We start from the raw sequence: 15,355 nt of genomic DNA on the forward strand, positions 1-15,355 counted from the left end.
GAACATCCCGCGCGCCCGCAACGCCGAACCCCGGAAGCCGAAACGTGCTGCGCCTGCTCGCCGGCCGACACCGCGGCCGTAGGCTCCTCGCGCCCGAGGGGCTGACCACCCGCCCCACCGCCGAACGCGTGCGCCAGGCCCTGTTCGACATGCTCTGGCACGCGCCCTGGGCCGGGCGCGCCACGGTGGAAGGCGCGCATGTGCTCGACGCCTTCGCCGGTACCGGGGCACTCGGCCTCGAAGCCCTCTCCCGCGGCGCTGGCCAGGTGACCTTCTTCGAGAAGGACCGCGCGGCCCTGGCCGCACTCCGCGCCAACATCGCCGCCACGCGCGAGGACGCCACCACCCGCATCATCCCCGGCGACGTGCTGCGCCCGCCCCGCGCCACACACCCCGCCACCCTCATCCTGCTCGATCCCCCCTACGGCCTCAACCTGGTGCCGCAGGCCCTCTCCGCGCTGAGAACCGCCGGCTGGATCACGCCCGGCGCCCTGATTGCCGCCGAATTGGGCAAGACGGACCCAATCGACCAGGAGCCCCTGGCGGAACGCAGCCATGGCGCGGCGCGCCTCGTCTTCTGGCTGGGCGAGTAGGCTTCCGCAAAAAACCGATTGACTTCCCGTGGGGGGCTCGGCACGCTCGGTTTCATATTTGGATCATGTGTTCATATGTGAACACTTCCTCCGATGAATCCGAAAGGCGGACCGATGACCCTGCTGCAACGTAGGACCCTCACCTTCGGGCTGGCCGGCGCCCTCGCCGCGCCCGCCCTGTCCGCCCCGGCGCTGGCGCAGGCGGCGCGGCCGGTCACCATCGTCGTCGGCTTCCCGCCGGGCGGCGAGGCCGATGTGCTCGCCCGGCTCTACGCGCAGAAGCTCACCGCGCTGCTCGGCCGCAACGTGGTGGTCGAGAACCGCAGCGGCGCGAGCGGCACCATCGCCGCCGCCTATGTCTCCCGCGCCGCGGCGGAGGGCGACACGCTGCTCTTCACGCCCAACACCTTCGCCATCGCGCCGCATGTGATGCGCCAGACCCAGACCTATGACCCGGTGGCCGACCTCACCCCGATCATCCTCACCGGCACCAACGCGCTGATCCTGATGGCCAGCCGCCAGAGCGGGCTGCGCAGCCTGGAGGATCTGGTGGCCGCGGGCCGCGCCGGGCGCGTGGCCTCCTACGGCTCGCCGGGCTCGGGCTCGCCGATGAACATCCTAGGCGAGTTGTTCAACCGCGCCGCGGGCATCCAGCTGGCCGAGGTGGCCTATCGCGGCACCGCGCCGCTGGTGACGGACCTGCTGGCCGGCGTGGTGCCGGTGGGCTTCGTGACCCCCGCCGTCGTCGTCGATCATGTGCGCGCCGGCACCATCGTGCCCATCGCCGTCTCCTCGCGGGAGCGTGCGGCGCTGCTGCCCGAGGTGCCGACGATGATCGAGCGCGGCTTCGACGTGGAAGTCACCGCCTGGTACGGGCTGCTCGGCCCGCGCGGCATGGCGGCGCCGCTGGTGCAGGCGCTCAACGCGCAGATGAATGCCGTGCTGCAGATGGCCGATGTGAACGAGCGCATGAACGCGCTCGGCATCCCGCGCCGCGGCGGCGATGCGGCGAGCTTCGCCCAGGTGCTGCGCGCCGATTCCGAGCGCTACGGCCGCCTGGTGCGTGAGTTCAACATCAGCGCCCAGTGACGGCCCGCGCGTGAGCACGCCCCGCAGCCTCGAAGGCCGCACCATTGTCGTCACCGGCGCCGCGCGCGGCGTCGGGCGCGCGATCGCGCAGGCCTGCGCAGCGGCGGGGGCGCGGCTGGTGCTGGCCGATATCCTGGAGGCCGAGGGCAAGGCGGTGGCCGCCACGCTCGGGGCGCGCTTCATCGCCCTCGACCTCGCCGAGCCCGACAGCATCGAGGCGCTGGCGCGTGATGTCACGCAGCAGGAAGGCGCGCTGCACGGGCTGGTGAACAACGCCGCCATCGCGACGGGCATCGGCGGGCCGGAATTCGACGCCATCGCGATCGAGACCTGGGACCGCGTGATGCGCGTCAATGTGCGTGGCACCTGGCTCATCACCCGCGCGCTGGCGCCGCTGCTGGTGGCGTCGGGCGAGGGGCGGATCGTCAACATCGCCTCCGACACCGCGCTGTGGGGCGCGCCAAGGCTGCTCGCCTATGTCGCCTCCAAGGGCGCGGTGATCTCCATGACGCGCTCCCTGGCGCGCGAGCTTGGCCCGCGCGGCGTGGGCGTGACCTGCGTGGCGCCCGGCATCCTGCGCTGCGAGGCCACGGAATACGTGCCGCCCGAGCGCCACGCGCTCTATGAGAATGGCCGCGCCGCGCCGGGGCCGATGCTGCCCGAGGACATCACCGCGACCATCGCCTTCCTGCTCACGCCGGGCGCGCTGGCGCTGACGGGGCAGGTCTTGCCGGTGAATGCGGGCTTCGTCTTCACATGATCGCGGGCAGCGCCGCTGGCATCGCCTATCTGCAGCGTCCGGGCGCGGGCGTGCCGCTCGTGCTGCTGCATGGCATCGGCAGCGATGCGCGAAGCTGGGCACCGATGATCGCGCAGCTGCCGCCCGGCCTGCCCGTACTGGCGTGGTGGGCGCCGGGCTATGGCGATTCCGCGCCGCCGACCGAGGCCACGCCCGCCGCCTATGCCGCGCGCCTTGCCGCGCTGCTCGACGCGCTGGACCTGCCGCGCGTGGTGCTGGCGGGGCATTCGCTCGGCGCGCTCTTCGCGGGCGCTTTCGCCACCCGTTGGCCGGAACGCGTGGCGGCGCTCGCGCTGCTCTCGCCCGCGCTCGGCTATCGCGTGGCACCCGGGGAGTCCTTGCCCGAAGGCGTGCAGGCGCGGATGGATGAACTCGCCGCGCTGGGCCCCGAAGCCTTCGCCGCGAAGCGCGCCGCCCGGCTGCTGCACGCGCCGGAGCGTCACCCCGAGATTCTCGCCGGCGTGCGGCGCGCCATGGCGGCGGTGAACCCGCCCGGCTATGCGCAGGCCTGCCGCGCGCTCGGCGCCGGAGATCTGCTGGCCGATGCGCGGCAGCTCGCCATGCCCGCAACGATCCTTGTGGGCGCCGAGGATGTCGTGACGCCGCCTGCCAATGCGATGGCGCTCTACGAGGCCGCGCCGAGCGGCAGCACCATCGAACTCGTGCCCGAGGCAGGCCACGCCTTGCCGCAGCAGGCGCCCGCGCTGGTCGCCACGCGCCTCGCCGCGCTGATGCCGGTCGGCGCCCATGCCTGACGATGAAGCGGACGCCTATCTCTCGCCGCCCGTGCAGCGCGCCGCGCGCCTGCTGCGCTGCATCGCCGAGGGGGACGCGGTGACGAACATGGCGCGCACGGCCCGCGCGCTCGACATCAGCCGCACCACGCTGCTGCGCCTGCTGCGCACGCTGGAGGCCGAGCGCTTCATCGCCCCGCGCCCGGGCGAAGGCGCGGGCTGGCAGATCGGCAGCGGGCTGCTGGCGCTGACCACGCAGGCCTTCGCGGCGCAGGATCTGGTGCAGGTCGCGGTGCCGGTGCTCACGCCGTTGGCCGAGACGCTGGGCCTCTCCGCGCATCTGGGCGTGCTGGAGGAGCGGGAGGTGGTGTATCTGATCCGCCGCACGCCGAACCTCGCCTTCGTCAGCAACATCCGTGTCGGCTCGCGCCTGCCCGCGCATGCGGCGAATATGGGGCGCATCATCCTGGCGCACCTGCCCGTCGCGCAGGTGGAACGGATCTTCGCGGGGGCGGCGCTTCCGGCCGCGACGGCGCAGACGCCCACCACCCTGCCGCAGCTTCTCGCGCTGCTCGCCGAGGATCGCGCCGCGGGCCTCGCCTGGAGCGAAGGCCGTTTCGAGGCCGCCATCGCCTCGGTCGCCGCCGTGGTGCGCGACGCGACGGGCGCGCCCGTGGCCGCCATCAATGTCAGCGGCCCGCTGGCGAGCTTCGCGGGCGCCGAGCGCCGCGCGCGCATCGGCGCCGCGGTGCGCGCGGCGGCGCGGGAGATCTCGCTGCATCTGGGCTGGAACGGCGTGGAGCCGCCGCTGGACTCCGCCGCATGAACGGGAAGCGCTGAGCATGGATCTGGGATATGCGGGCCGCGTCGCGGTCGTCACCGGCGGCAGTTCGGGCATCGGCCTCGCCACCGCACGGCTGCTGCTGGAGGAAGGCGCGCGCGTGGCGATCTGCGGGCGCGATGCCGCGCGGCTGGCCGCGGCGCAGGAGAGCCTCGCGGCGGTCCGTGGTGCCGATGCGGTGCTCGCCGAACGCTGCGACGTGCTCGACAAGGAAGCCGTGGCGCGCTTCGCCGCGCGGGTCGGCGCCTGGGGCGGCGGCGTGCTCGACCTGCTGGTGAACAATGCGGGGCAGGGGCGCGTCTCCACCTTCGCCACGACCAGCGACGAGGAGTGGCGCCAGGAGCTCGACCTGAAGTTCTTCAGCCAGATCCTGCCGATCCGCGCCTTCCGCCCGCTGCTGGATGCCAGCGCCGCACCAGCCATCGTCGGCGTGAATTCGCTGCTGGCCTATCAGCCCGAGCCGCACATGCTCTGCACCTCCGCCGCGCGGGCCGGCGTGCAGAGCCTGCTGAAGTCGCTCGCGGCGGAATTCGCGCCGCGCATCCGCGTCAATTCCATCGTGCTCGGCCTGGTGGATTCCGGCCAGTGGCGGCGCCGTTTCGCCGCGCGCGCCGACCAGTCGCAGGATCGCGCCACCTGGTATGGCGAGCTGGCGCGCAGCAAGGGCATTCCGCTCGGCCGGCTGGGCGAGGCGGAGGAGCCGGCGCGCGCCATCCTGTTCCTCGGCTCTTCGGCCGCGAGCTACATCACCGGCGCCAGCCTGGAAGTTTCCGGCGGCGTGTCGCGCCACATCTAGGGAGAAGCGGCATGGATTCGATGCCGAACGAGACGATGACGGCGACCGAGGAGCAGGTGGGCGACCTGCTGGCGCGTGCCCTGGCGGATATCGGCGTGACGACCGCCTTCGGCGTCATCTCGATCCACAACATGCCGCTGCTGGATGCCATCGCGCGGCAAGGGCGCATCCGTTTCATCCCGGCGCGCGGCGAGGCGGGCGCGATGAACATGGCGGATGCCCATGCGCGCGTCACACGCCATCTCGGCGTGTGCATCACGAGCACCGGCACGGCGGCCGGCAATGCGGCCGGCGCGCAGGTCGAGGCGCTGACCGCGGGCTCCGCCGTGCTGCACATCACCACGCAGATCGATCGGCCTTTCATGGACCGCGACCGCGCGCCGATCCATGACGTGCCGCGCCAGCCGGACATGCTGAAGGCGATCAGCAAGGCCTATGTGCGGGCGTGGGAGCCGCATGCGGCGGTGGATGCGCTGCTTGCCGCGGCGCAGATGGCGTTGAGCGCGCCGAGTGGCCCCGTCTCGCTGGAATTGCCGATCGATGTGCAGCGGCTGAAGGCGAAGCGGCGGGCGAGCCCGGCGCGCACCGCGCCGCAGACCGTCCTGCCCGATCCCGCGCTGCTCGACGATCTCGCCACGCGCATCGCGCAGGCGCAGCGCCCGATGCTGTGGCTGGGCGGCGGTGCGCGCGGCGCTGCGGCGGCGGCGACGGCGCTCATGTCGCGTGGCATCGGCGTGGCGACCAGCACGAATGGCCGCGCCGTGGTGCCGGAAGGCCACCCCTGGTCGCTCGGCGCCTTCAACATGACGCCCGAGGCGCAGGCGATCTACGACGCCGCCGACCTCATGCTGGTGGTGGGCTCGCGCCTGCGCGGCAATGAGACGCGCAACAACGCCATGCGCCTGCCGCGCCTGCTGCTGCAGGTCGATGCGGATGCGACCCAGGCGGGGCGCAACTATCCGGTGGATCTCTTCGTGCCCGGCGATGCGCGCCTGGTGCTGGAAGGCTTGCTGGAACGGCTGCCGGCGAAGCTCGACACCGATGCTGCCTTTCTCGACTCCATCGGCGCGGCGCGCGCGACGTCCGAAGCCGCACTGCTGCGCACCCTCGGCCCCTATGCCACGCTGGCGCAGCATCTCAGCACGCGCGTCGGCGCAGGCGCGCATCCCTGGGTGCGCGACGTGACCATCTCGAACAGCACCTTCGGCAATCGCTTCGTACGGCTCGCGGCCCCGCATCTCGGCGTGCATGCGCTGGGTGGCGGCATCGGCCAGGGCATCGCCATGGGCATCGGCGCGGCGCTGGCGGGGGCGGGCAAGGCGGTGGTGCTGGTGGGCGACGGCGCGGCGCAGCTCTCGCTCGGCGAACTCGCCACGGCGGTGGAGACGCAGGCGGACCTCGTGTTCCTGCTGATGAACGACCGCGGCTATGGCGTGATCCGCAACATCCAGGACGCGCAATATGGCGGGCGGCATGACTACGCGAACATCCTCACGCCGGATTTCGCGCTGGTCTGCCAGGCGATCGGCCTGCCGCACCAGCGTCTCACCCGCATCGAGGATTTCGCCGCCCTGTTCGATGCCGCGCTCGCCGCGCCGGGCCCGCGCATGATCGAGGTTGACATGAAGGCCATCGGGCCTTTCGCCGAGAGCTTCGCCGGCCCGCCCGCGGGTGCGGCGGGCAGCGTGCGGTGAAGCCCCGCGGGGCGCGCAACATCTGAAGGGAGACCGGCATGGCCAGCTACAGCTTCCCGCATCTCGATCCGCACCAGAGCCGCACGCGCCCGCCCAATGATTGGGAAATGGCGCTGGCCGGCGCGATCGAATCCGCCTTCGGCCAGGGGCATCACGACCTGCCCGCGCTGGTCGCCGCCCTCAACGCCTCGCGCGTCCGGCCGCGCGAAGGTGGCGCCTGGACCGAGGCCGGCTTCATCGCGCTGATGCGCGAGCTGGGGGCATGAGCCGATGAGCAGCACGACACGCGAACGCCCCGTCGGGGAGTCGACACCCTCGCCCCAGGAAGTGCAGGCGAGCCTCGCCACGGGCCTGCGCAACCGCTGGTATCCTGTCCTGCCCTCGCGCTTCGTCGAGGCCGGCGGCAAGCCCGTGGGGCTCACGCGGCTTGGCGAGAAGCTGGTGCTCTGGCGCGACGTGAAGGGCGTGGTGCACGCCCAGACCGATCGCTGCCCGCATCGCGGCGTGCCCCTTTCCCGCGGGCAGAACGAGGGCGACCGGCTGCGCTGCAACTATCACGGCGTGGAGGTCGCGCCCGATGGCACGGTGCTGGCCGTCCCCGGCCAGCCGGGCTGCCCGCTCGAGGGCAAGAAGGCCGTGCGCAGCTGGCCCGCGGTGGAATGCGCGGAGGCGATCTTCGTCTGGTTCGGCGACGATCTGCACCGCGACGCCCCGCCCTTCGTCCCGCCCGAGCAGCTCGCCGGCGGTCCCTACAGCAGCTTCTGCTGCTACGCCGACTGGAACGCCTCCTGGCGCTACATCTACGACAACCTGATGGACCCGATGCACGGGACCTTCCTGCACGCGAACTCCCACACGATGTACCAGGGCGAGACAAGCGCGCATTTCGTCACGCGCGACACGCCGCGCGGCTTCTTCTTCGAGAAGGACACGCAGCGCGACGTGAATTTCGACTGGAGCGAATTCCTCGACGACGGCGCGCTCTATGTGCGGCTGGAGATCCCCTATCCGAAGACCGGCGGGCCGGGCGGCAATTTCGGCATCGTCTCCGTCATCACGCCGATCGATGCCACCAACTCCGCCTGCTTCTTCTGGCGGTTCCGCAAGGTGGAGGGCTGGCAGCGCGATGTCTGGCGCTTCCTCTACCGCACCAAGCTCGAGCCGCGGCACTGGCAGGTGCTGGAACAGGACCGCGAGATGATGGATGGCCTCGGCCTGGGGCTGGAGCGGCATGAGATGCTCTACCAGCACGATGCCGGGCTGATGCGCCTGCGCCGCTACCTGGCGCGCGAGGCGCGGGCGCAGATCATCGCGCTGCGGGAGGCCGGGCGCGCATGATCGGGATCCTGGGGGCCGGAATCGGCGGGCTCACCGCGGCCATCGCGCTGCGCCGGGCGGGACATGAGGTGGTGGTCTTCGAACAGGCGCAGCGCTTCGCGCGGGTGGGGGCGGACATCAACCTCACGCCAAACGCCGTGCGCGCGCTGGACGGAATCGGCGTCGGCGAGGCGCTCCGCGAACGCGCCGCGCGGCCGAAATTCCGCATCAGCCGCATGTGGGACACGGGGGAGGAGACCTCGCGCCTCGGCATGTCGGATGAGGCGGAAGCGAAGTATGGCGCGCCGCAACTCACGCTCCATCGTGCCGACCTGATGAGCGCGCTGGAAGGCGCCTTGCCCGCCGAATGCGTCCGGCTTGGCCATCGCGCCAGCAGCGTCACGCAGGATGAGTCGGGTGTCACCATCGGCTTCACCGATGGCAGCACGGCGCGGGTCGATGCGCTGATCGGCGCGGATGGCATCCACTCCGTCGCGCGCACCGCGCTCTTCGGGCAGGAGAGCCCGCGCTTCACCGGCGTCGTCGCCTTCCGCGCCGTGGTGCCGGCGGAGCGCCTCGCCGGGCAGCCCAATCTCGACAGCTTCACCAAATGGTGGGGCCCGACGCATGAGAGCCAGATCGTCACCTTCCCGCTCAACCGCGGCCGCGACATCTTCATCTTCGCGACCACGGCGCAGGAAAGCTGGCGCCATGAATCCTGGACGCAGCCCGGCAGCGTCGAGGAGTTGCGCGGCTTCTACGCCGCCTACCACCCCGAGGCGCGCGCGCTGCTCGATGCCTGCGACGAGGTGCTGAAGACCGCGCTGTGGGAACGTGACCCGATGCCGCAATGGTCGGTCGGCCGCGTCACGCTGATGGGCGATGCGGCCCACCCCATGCTGCCCTTCATGGCGCAGGGTGCGGGCATGGCGATCGAGGACGCGATCGTGCTCGCGCGCGCGCTGACGGGTGTGACGATGGAATCCGTGCCGGCCGCGCTGCGGCGCTATGAGGACGCACGGCGGGAGCGCACGGCGCGCATCCAGCTCGGCTCGCGCGCCAATACCTGGCTGCGCGGCGCGGGCAATGCGGATTGGGTCTATGGCTATGATTCCTGGCGCGAGCCCCTGCCCGCGCTGGCCGCATGAGGAGCGACCTATGACCCACGCCCTGCTGACCCGGCGCGCCATGCTCGCGAGTGCGGCGGCCCTCGCGGCGCTGCCGGCGCGCGCGCAGGGCCTGCCGGAGGCCTTCCCGCGGCGCCCCATCACCTTCATGGCGCCCTTCACGCCGGGCGGGCCGGTGGATTCGCTGGCGCGCATTCTCGCGCAGGGTGTGCAGGCACGCGGCGCGCCGGCAGCCTCGGTCGAGAACCGCAGCGGCGGGGCCGGCACCATCGGCATCGATCTCGTGCGGCGCGCCGCGCCGGATGGCGCGACGCTGCTGGTGATCCCGGCCGGCAACCTCACCATCAATCCGTTCTTCATCCCCAACATCGGCTATGACGTGGAGCGCGACTTCGCGCCGGTGACGATGATGGCGACGGCGCCGAACCTGATCGTCGCGCAGGCCGGCTCGCCCCTGCGCACGCCGGCGGATCTCATTGCCGCCGCACGGGCGCGGCCGGGCAGCATCTCCTACGGTTCGCCCGGCGTGGGCAGCCAGTTGCACCTCGCGATGGAGTTGCTGCGCGCCAAGGCGGATATCGAGCTGATCCACGTGCCCTATCGCGGCACGACGCAGGCGCTGACGGACCTGCTCGGCGGGCGCATCCAGCTGCTGGTCAGCAACCTGCCCGTCGCCCTGCCCGGCGTGCGGGAGGGCCGGCTGCAGGCGCTGGCGATGACGACGGCACAGCGCATCCCGCAACTGCCCGACGTGCCGACGCTGGCGGAGAGCGGCTTCCCCGACATCGATGTCACCTCCTGGTACGGGCTGCTCGCGCCCAAGGCCACGCCGCCCGCCACGGTGCGTGCGTTGTTCGAGGTGGTGGAGGGCGTGCTGCGCACGCCGGAGACGGAACGATTGATCGCGAACCAGGGCATGGTGGTGGTGGCGGAGCCGCCGGAGGTCGTCGCCGCGCGGATCCGGCGCGAAAGCGCGATCTGGGCCGAGGTCATCCGCACCCGCCGCATCACGCCCGATTGAACAGGAGATCCTGATGTCGTTTTCCGATGTGGATGCGGTGGTCTTTGGCGTGGCGGATCTCGACGCCGCGCGCCGCTTCCTGACCGATTGGGGCCTGCGCGAAATCGTCGCATCGCCCGACCGTCTGGTCTTCGAGACCCAGGATGGCGGGCAGGTGATCGTGCGCCCGCAGGACGCGCCCGACCTGCCGCCCGCCATCGAGCCGGGCAACGCGCTGCGCGAGGTGATCTGGGGTGCCCCGGATGCGGCTGCGCTCGCGGCGGGGCTCGCGCGGCTTGCCGCGCATGGCGTGGCCGTGGAGATGCGCGACGGCCTGGCCCGCGCGCGCGACCCGAACGGGCTCGGCCTTGCCTTCCAGGTCTCGCCGCGCCGCGCGGTCAGCGTGGTGCCCACGCCCGCCAATGCGCCGGGGCATCACGGGCGCATCGACCGGCGCTCGCCCGTGCATACCCAGGCAAAGCCGATCAAGCTCGGCCATATCGTGCTCTTCGCGGCGGATTTCGCGGCGATGCGCGCCTTCTACCTCGACGCCATGGGCTTCATCCTGAGCGACGAGTATCCGGGCCACGGCGCCTTCCTGCGCTGCCGCATGCGCGGCGAGCACCACAACCTCTTCATCCTCAACCGCCCCGGCAAGCCGGGGACGAACCATGTCGCCTTCACGCTGAGCGACGTGCATGAGGTGATCGGCGGCGGCATCGCCATGGCGCAGAAGGGCTGGAAGACCGAGATCGGGCCGGGACGCCACCCGATCTCCTCCGCCTATTTCTGGTACTTCCACAACCCGCTCGGCCCGCCGCTGGAATACTACGCCGACGACGACTACTGCACCGAGGCCTGGGTGCCGCAGCAATTCGTGCGCAAGCCGGAACTCTTCGCCGAATGGGCGATCGCCGGCGGCATCGACGGCACGACGCGGCGCCAGATCGTGGCGCAGGACAATAGCGGCCGCGGCCACGCGTGAGCCCCGCGCTGCTTCGCCTCATCGCCGCCGAGGCGCATCGCCGCGCGACGGGGCGATGCGTGGTGCTGCTGCACGCGCTCGGCACGGGCGAGAGTTTCGGGATGGCGCCGCAGGCGCAGGGGCTGCGTGACGAGACGAGCGGGCTTGTCGTGCAGGCCACGCCGGAAGGCGATCTGCTGGTCGGCACGGCGCGCGTGACGCTCAGCTTCGATGACGCGGTGCTGTTCCGCGGGCAGGATCTGGCGAGTGGCGCGCGCTTCACCGGGCGTGCCGGCGGGGGCGCCTCCGTCACGCTCTATGCGGACGGAGGCGACTACTTCCAATACGCGGTGGTCGATCAGGCGGCTTCGTAGCGCACGCTTTCCTCGGCGCAGTCGCCGATGACGGACCACACCGTGCAGGGCCCCGCGCCCTCATTGCGGAACCAGTGCGGCCGCCCCGCGGGGGTGAGCAGGAGGTCGCGCGGACCAAGCTCGGCCTCCACGCGCTGGCCATTCTCCTCCCACCCCACGGTGAGGCTGCCCTCGAGCACCATGAAGGCGTCCTCCACCTCGCGCAGATAGGGCTTCACGCCCACGCCGACGGGGATGGCGAGCATTTCCTTGCGGCAGGTATCGCTCGCCACGCCGCCGGGGCCCACATAGATGCGCCGCGTGAAGCCGGCCTTCTCCCGCACCTTCGTCGCCTCGGCATGGCGGATGACATGGCGCGCCATCAGCGGCTGCAGCGGATGCGACCCGGCCGGGTCCATCGGAATCGTCTTGCCGGGTGCGGCGCCGAAGCTGCGCGCGAGGGCGGGATCGGTGCCGAGCTTGGGGTGGTAGAGGTAGCGCGGCGGCAGCGGCTTGCCGACATCCACGCTGATCGACATCAGCACCGGCACCACGCCATCGTTGCGGAAGCCATGGCCGATGTCGCGCGCGTTCAGGATCATGTCCTTCGGGCCGAGGCGCACTTCCACCACCTCGCCCTCCTGCTCCCAGCCCACGGTGAGCACGCCCTCGATGATGAGGAAGCTCTCCTCGATCTCATGCGCGTGGCAGGCCGCGTAGTTGCCGACAGGCTTGTGGATCAGGCTGACGGTGAAGTGCTCCGGCGGCAGCGTGCCGGCCTCGCCCACCTTGGGCGAACCGCCGGCGCCGACATAGCGCATCTGCGCGCGCGCCAGTTCCGGCCAGCCGCGGTTGGAGGGGAAGGCGTCCCAGTCGAAGACCTTGTCGGTGTGGCGCACGATGTTGCTGCGCAGGGCGGCGGCCAGGGCATCGGCGGGCCGGGGGGCGATGACGTTCATGGCGTTTCTCCGCGGTTGGATCGCTGGGGCAAGGCATAGCTTGCGGGCAGGGGGGCGCGTATGCTGCGTTTCATGGGCAAAACACCCCAGGCGGATCGCTACATCGTGCCGGGCCTGCAGCGGGGGCTCGAGCTGCTGCAGCTCTTCACCGCCGCCGCGCCGCGCCACACCCAGGCGGAGATGGCCGCCGCGCTGGGGGTGACGCGCTCGGCCGTCTTCCGCATCGTCTATACGCTGACGCAACAGGGCTTCCTGCTGCACGATCCGGCCACGCGGCACTACATGCTCGGTCCCGGCGTGCTGCGTCTGGGCGAGGGGCTGCAGGGCTCGCGCAGCCTGCTGGAAGTGGCGCGCCCAGTGCTGGAGCGCCTGCGCGATGCCACTGGATGGTCCGCGCATCTGGCCGTTCGCGAGGGGCGGGAGGCGCTCTACCTGCTGCGCATCCCCCGCCGGCGTGGCCAGGCGAGCATCGTGCGCGTGGGCTCGCGCCTGCCGGCCGAGGCCACGGCGATGGGGCGCGTGCTGCTCGCCGGCCTGCCGGATGCCGCGCTGCTGGACCTCTATCGTGACGTCGCGCTGCGGCGGATCGGCCCGGGCGCGCCCGGCTCGCTGGCCGCGCTGCTGCGCCGCGCCGGCGCCGACAGGGCGCGGGGCTTCGTCGCCCATATCGGCACCTTCGAGGCCGGCATCGCCAGCATCGCCGCGCCGATCCGCGACCGCGACGGGCAGGTGGTGGCGGCCATCAACCTCTCCATTGCCATCGAGGAGGCCGGCGGCGCGCGGCAGCGCGAGGCGATCGTCGCGGCGCTGCTGGCCGCGACGCGGCAGATCACCCTGTAGCGCGGCGCAGCCAGGCGGCCGCGCCCTGCGCGGCACGCAGCCCGGTGCTGAAGCAGCCCTGCAGCAGGTAGCCGCCGGTCGGCGCCTCCCAATCCAGCATCTCGCCACAGGCGAAGACGCCGGGATGCGCGCGCAGCATGAGGTGCTCATCCAGCGCGGGCCAGGCGATGCCCCCGGCCGAGGAGATGGCGCGGGCGAGGCCCTCTGGCGCCTCCAGGCGCAGCGGCAGGGCCTTCACCAACTCGGGCAAGGGGCGCGCGGCGGTCTTTGCGTGCAGCACCTCCTGCACCAGCGCGATGGCGACGGGCGGCAGGATGAGGGCCTTGCGCAGCGCGGTGGAGATCGTCTCCGCCCGGCCGCGCTGGGCGAGGCGTTGCGTGACGTCCGCCAGGGTGAGGTCCGGCTTGAGGTCGAGCGTGATCTCGGCATGGCCGTCGCGCGCGATGGCCTCGCGCAGCGGCGCGGACAGCGCGTAGAGCGCGCCGCCCTCGAGCCCCGTCGCGGTCACCATCGCCTCGCCGCGCCGGGTTTCGCCGGCATGGGTCAGGGCGATGCGCTTCAGCGGCTGGCCCGCGAACCGATCCCGGAACAAGGCCGACCAGGACAGGCGGAAGCCCATATTCGCGGGCGCGAAGGGCGTGATGGCCACATCGGGCAGCAGCCCGACCCAGCCGCCATCGGCACCGAGCCGGGGCCAGGAGGCACCGCCCAGCGCCAGCACCACCGCATCGGCAGGCTGCGTCACCTCGCCGGCCGGCGTGTCGAAGCGCGGCTGCCCGGCGGCATCGAAGCCGATCCAGCGCCGGCGCGTGTGCAGCGCCACGCCGAGCCCATCGAGCCGCTGCAACCAGGTGCGCAGCAGCGGCGAGGCCTTGAGCGCGCGCGGGAACACACGCTGGCTGCTGCCCACGAAGGTCTCGATGCCCAGGCCGTGGCACCAATCGACCAACCGGCTCGGCGGGAAGGCCTCGATCGCGGCGCGCAGCACGGGGGCGTCGGGGCGGTAGCGGGTGAGGAAGTCGGGCAGCGGCTCGGCATGGGTCAGGTTCAGCCCGCCGCGCCCGGCCATGAGGAATTTGCGGCCGACACTGGTCATGCGCTCCTGCACCGAGACGGCGAAGCCCTGCTGCGCCAGGTGCTCCGCCGCCATCAGCCCGGCCGGCCCGGCGCCGATGACGACCACGCGCTGTTCCCTTGGCGCGCTCATCGGGCTTCACTCGCGCCCAGGCGACGGTGGTGAGGGGCATGCGGACGATTCTGGTGACCGGCGGGGCGGGCTTCGTGGGCCTCAACCTGACGGAGGCGCTGCTGGGGCGAGGCGATCATGTGGTGGTGTTTGGGCGCGAAGCCGCGCTGCCGCCAGAGGCCGATTCGGTTTTTCGCGCCCTGCCCGGCCGGCTCGAGGTGATCCAGGGCGATGTGCAGGATGCCGCCGCGCTGCGCGCCGTCTTCGCCCGCTTCCGCCCCGATGGCGTGCTGCCCTTCGCCGCGGTCACGGCCGGCCCGGCGCGCGAGGCCGCTGCGCCGCGGCTGGTGGTGGACACGAATTTCGGTGGCGTCATCGCCACGCTGGAGGCCGCGCGCGAGGCGGGCTGCGTGCGGCGCGTCGTGCTGCCCTCCTCCGCCGCGGTCTATGGCGAATCCGCCTACACCCACACGGTGCTGGACGAGGTGAGCACGCCCTGCGCGCCGATCTCGCTCTACGGCGTGACCAAGTTCAGCGTCGAGCGCGGCGGCTTGCGGCTGGCCGGGCTGTGGGGGCTCGACGCCGTGGCGGCGCGCATCGGCGCCACCTTCGGGCCGTGGGAGCGCGATACGGGGATGCGCGACACGCTCAGCCCGCACCTCGCCCTCGCCCAGGCGGCGCTGCGTGGGGCGGAGGCGGTGCTGCCGCCGGCCCCCCTGCCGGCCTATGACTGGGTCTATGTGCGCGACCTCGTCGCCGGGCTGCTGGCGCTGCTGGACCATGCGGCGCCGCCGCATCGCGTGGTGAACCTCGCCTCCGGCCAGGATTGGTCAGGCGCGATGCTGGCCTGCTGCGAGGTGCTGGCCCGGCGCTTCCCGGGCTTCCGCGCGCGCCATGCGGCGCCGGGCGAGGCGGCCGGGATCGTGTTCCAGGATGTGAAGCCGCGCGGCGTTCTCAGCGTGGCGCGGGCGGCGGATTTCGGCTGGCGGCCGCGCTTCGCCCCGGTGGAGGCCTATGCCGACTACGCCAGTTGGCTCGCACGGCATCCGGCGGCGGCGTGAGG

17 protein-coding genes are annotated in these 15,355 nt (G+C 72.2%); 15 read left to right on the forward strand and 2 right to left on the reverse strand.

Annotation, left to right across the window (positions count from 1 at the left end; translation table 11 throughout):
* Nucleotides 1–44: 44 nt before the first annotated feature.
* From rsmD to AC2D9U_RS16770, 13 genes are all read left to right on the forward strand, one after another.
* Entirely contained in the window at nucleotides 45–593 is a 549-nt protein-coding gene (rsmD, locus tag AC2D9U_RS16710; RefSeq protein WP_484751139.1) for a 16S rRNA (guanine(966)-N(2))-methyltransferase RsmD, read from the forward strand.
* 114 nt (nucleotides 594–707) lie between these two features.
* Nucleotides 708–1,682, forward strand: a complete 975-nt coding sequence (locus AC2D9U_RS16715; protein ID WP_484751140.1) for a tripartite tricarboxylate transporter substrate-binding protein — start codon at nucleotides 708–710, stop codon at nucleotides 1,680–1,682.
* Between the two features lie 10 nt (nucleotides 1,683–1,692).
* Nucleotides 1,693–2,442 carry an SDR family oxidoreductase gene (locus AC2D9U_RS16720; protein WP_484751142.1) on the forward strand — a complete coding sequence of 250 codons (750 nt, stop codon included), beginning with the start codon at nucleotides 1,693–1,695 and terminating at the stop codon, nucleotides 2,440–2,442.
* The gene (locus AC2D9U_RS16725) at nucleotides 2,439–3,236 is read left to right on the forward strand and encodes an alpha/beta fold hydrolase (RefSeq protein ID WP_484751143.1); all 798 of its coding nucleotides are present in this window, start codon (nucleotides 2,439–2,441) and stop codon (nucleotides 3,234–3,236) included. The genes AC2D9U_RS16720 and AC2D9U_RS16725 overlap by 4 nt, the downstream gene beginning before the upstream one ends.
* Nucleotides 3,229–4,041 (forward strand): IclR family transcriptional regulator, encoded by an 813-nt coding sequence (locus AC2D9U_RS16730; RefSeq protein WP_484751144.1) that lies wholly within the window; start codon nucleotides 3,229–3,231, stop codon nucleotides 4,039–4,041. The genes AC2D9U_RS16725 and AC2D9U_RS16730 overlap by 8 nt, the downstream gene beginning before the upstream one ends.
* A gap of 16 nt (nucleotides 4,042–4,057) precedes the next feature.
* A complete protein-coding gene (locus AC2D9U_RS16735) occupies nucleotides 4,058–4,852 on the forward strand; it encodes an SDR family oxidoreductase (protein WP_484751145.1) in 795 nt (264 codons plus the stop codon).
* Nucleotides 4,853–4,863: 11 nt separating this feature from the next.
* Entirely contained in the window at nucleotides 4,864–6,546 is a 1,683-nt protein-coding gene (locus tag AC2D9U_RS16740; protein ID WP_484751146.1) for a thiamine pyrophosphate-binding protein, read from the forward strand.
* 38 nt (nucleotides 6,547–6,584) lie between these two features.
* Entirely contained in the window at nucleotides 6,585–6,812 is a 228-nt protein-coding gene (locus tag AC2D9U_RS16745) for a recombinase-like helix-turn-helix domain-containing protein (RefSeq protein ID WP_484751148.1), read from the forward strand.
* 4 nt (nucleotides 6,813–6,816) lie between these two features.
* Entirely contained in the window at nucleotides 6,817–7,884 is a 1,068-nt protein-coding gene (locus AC2D9U_RS16750; protein WP_484751149.1) for a Rieske 2Fe-2S domain-containing protein, read from the forward strand.
* Nucleotides 7,881–9,011 (forward strand): FAD-dependent monooxygenase, encoded by a 1,131-nt coding sequence (locus AC2D9U_RS16755; RefSeq protein ID WP_484751151.1) that lies wholly within the window; start codon nucleotides 7,881–7,883, stop codon nucleotides 9,009–9,011. The genes AC2D9U_RS16750 and AC2D9U_RS16755 overlap by 4 nt, the downstream gene beginning before the upstream one ends.
* Nucleotides 9,012–9,021: 10 nt before the next feature.
* A complete protein-coding gene (locus AC2D9U_RS16760; protein ID WP_484751153.1) occupies nucleotides 9,022–10,011 on the forward strand; it encodes a tripartite tricarboxylate transporter substrate binding protein in 990 nt (329 codons plus the stop codon).
* 13 nt (nucleotides 10,012–10,024) lie between these two features.
* Entirely contained in the window at nucleotides 10,025–10,975 is a 951-nt protein-coding gene (locus tag AC2D9U_RS16765) for a VOC family protein (protein ID WP_484751154.1), read from the forward strand.
* Nucleotides 10,972–11,328: a hypothetical protein gene (locus AC2D9U_RS16770; protein ID WP_484751156.1), complete on the forward strand. Its 357-nt coding sequence runs from the start codon at nucleotides 10,972–10,974 to the stop codon at nucleotides 11,326–11,328. Before AC2D9U_RS16765 ends, AC2D9U_RS16770 begins: the two co-directional genes overlap by 4 nt.
* Here AC2D9U_RS16770 and AC2D9U_RS16775 read toward each other — a convergent pair.
* Nucleotides 11,313–12,266: a cupin domain-containing protein gene (locus tag AC2D9U_RS16775; RefSeq protein ID WP_484751157.1), complete on the reverse strand. Its 954-nt coding sequence runs from the start codon at nucleotides 12,264–12,266 to the stop codon at nucleotides 11,313–11,315. The two genes, AC2D9U_RS16770 and AC2D9U_RS16775, sit on opposite strands and share 16 nt — an antisense overlap.
* A gap of 72 nt (nucleotides 12,267–12,338) precedes the next feature.
* On the opposite strand from AC2D9U_RS16775, the gene AC2D9U_RS16780 reads away from it, so the two are divergent.
* Complete coding sequence (locus AC2D9U_RS16780; RefSeq protein ID WP_484751159.1) at nucleotides 12,339–13,106, forward strand: IclR family transcriptional regulator; 768 nt, start codon at nucleotides 12,339–12,341, stop codon at nucleotides 13,104–13,106.
* On the opposite strand, the gene AC2D9U_RS16785 is transcribed toward AC2D9U_RS16780, so the two are convergent.
* The gene (locus tag AC2D9U_RS16785; RefSeq protein WP_484751160.1) at nucleotides 13,096–14,313 is read right to left on the reverse strand and encodes a BaiN/RdsA family NAD(P)/FAD-dependent oxidoreductase; all 1,218 of its coding nucleotides are present in this window, start codon (nucleotides 14,311–14,313) and stop codon (nucleotides 13,096–13,098) included. The two genes, AC2D9U_RS16780 and AC2D9U_RS16785, sit on opposite strands and share 11 nt — an antisense overlap.
* A gap of 38 nt (nucleotides 14,314–14,351) precedes the next feature.
* On the opposite strand from AC2D9U_RS16785, the gene AC2D9U_RS16790 reads away from it, so the two are divergent.
* Entirely contained in the window at nucleotides 14,352–15,353 is a 1,002-nt protein-coding gene (locus AC2D9U_RS16790; RefSeq protein ID WP_484751161.1) for an NAD-dependent epimerase/dehydratase family protein, read from the forward strand.
* The last annotated feature ends 2 nt before the right edge of the window (nucleotides 15,354–15,355 follow it).

The organism is Roseomonas sp. TF40, from assembly GCF_057219975.1.

Excerpts from the sequence above, each read along its gene's own strand:
- AC2D9U_RS16765 (WP_484751154.1), top strand. The coding sequence starts at position 10,025 with ATGTCGTTTTCCGATGTGGATGCGGTGGTCTTTGGCGTGGCGGATCTC.
- AC2D9U_RS16755 (WP_484751151.1), top strand. The coding sequence starts at position 7,881 with ATGATCGGGATCCTGGGGGCCGGAATCGGCGGGCTCACCGCGGCCATC.
- AC2D9U_RS16750 (WP_484751149.1), top strand. The coding sequence starts at position 6,817 with ATGAGCAGCACGACACGCGAACGCCCCGTCGGGGAGTCGACACCCTCG.
- AC2D9U_RS16760 (WP_484751153.1), top strand. The coding sequence starts at position 9,022 with ATGACCCACGCCCTGCTGACCCGGCGCGCCATGCTCGCGAGTGCGGCG.
- AC2D9U_RS16715 (WP_484751140.1), top strand. The coding sequence starts at position 708 with ATGACCCTGCTGCAACGTAGGACCCTCACCTTCGGGCTGGCCGGCGCC.
- AC2D9U_RS16725 (WP_484751143.1), top strand. The coding sequence starts at position 2,439 with ATGATCGCGGGCAGCGCCGCTGGCATCGCCTATCTGCAGCGTCCGGGC.
- AC2D9U_RS16745 (WP_484751148.1), top strand. The coding sequence starts at position 6,585 with ATGGCCAGCTACAGCTTCCCGCATCTCGATCCGCACCAGAGCCGCACG.
- AC2D9U_RS16740 (WP_484751146.1), top strand. The coding sequence starts at position 4,864 with ATGGATTCGATGCCGAACGAGACGATGACGGCGACCGAGGAGCAGGTG.
- AC2D9U_RS16730 (WP_484751144.1), top strand. The coding sequence starts at position 3,229 with ATGCCTGACGATGAAGCGGACGCCTATCTCTCGCCGCCCGTGCAGCGC.
- AC2D9U_RS16735 (WP_484751145.1), top strand. The coding sequence starts at position 4,058 with ATGGATCTGGGATATGCGGGCCGCGTCGCGGTCGTCACCGGCGGCAGT.
- AC2D9U_RS16790 (WP_484751161.1), top strand. The coding sequence starts at position 14,352 with ATGCGGACGATTCTGGTGACCGGCGGGGCGGGCTTCGTGGGCCTCAAC.
- AC2D9U_RS16785 (WP_484751160.1), bottom strand. The coding sequence starts at position 14,313 with ATGAGCGCGCCAAGGGAACAGCGCGTGGTCGTCATCGGCGCCGGGCCG.
- AC2D9U_RS16780 (WP_484751159.1), top strand. The coding sequence starts at position 12,339 with ATGGGCAAAACACCCCAGGCGGATCGCTACATCGTGCCGGGCCTGCAG.
- AC2D9U_RS16775 (WP_484751157.1), bottom strand. The coding sequence starts at position 12,266 with ATGAACGTCATCGCCCCCCGGCCCGCCGATGCCCTGGCCGCCGCCCTG.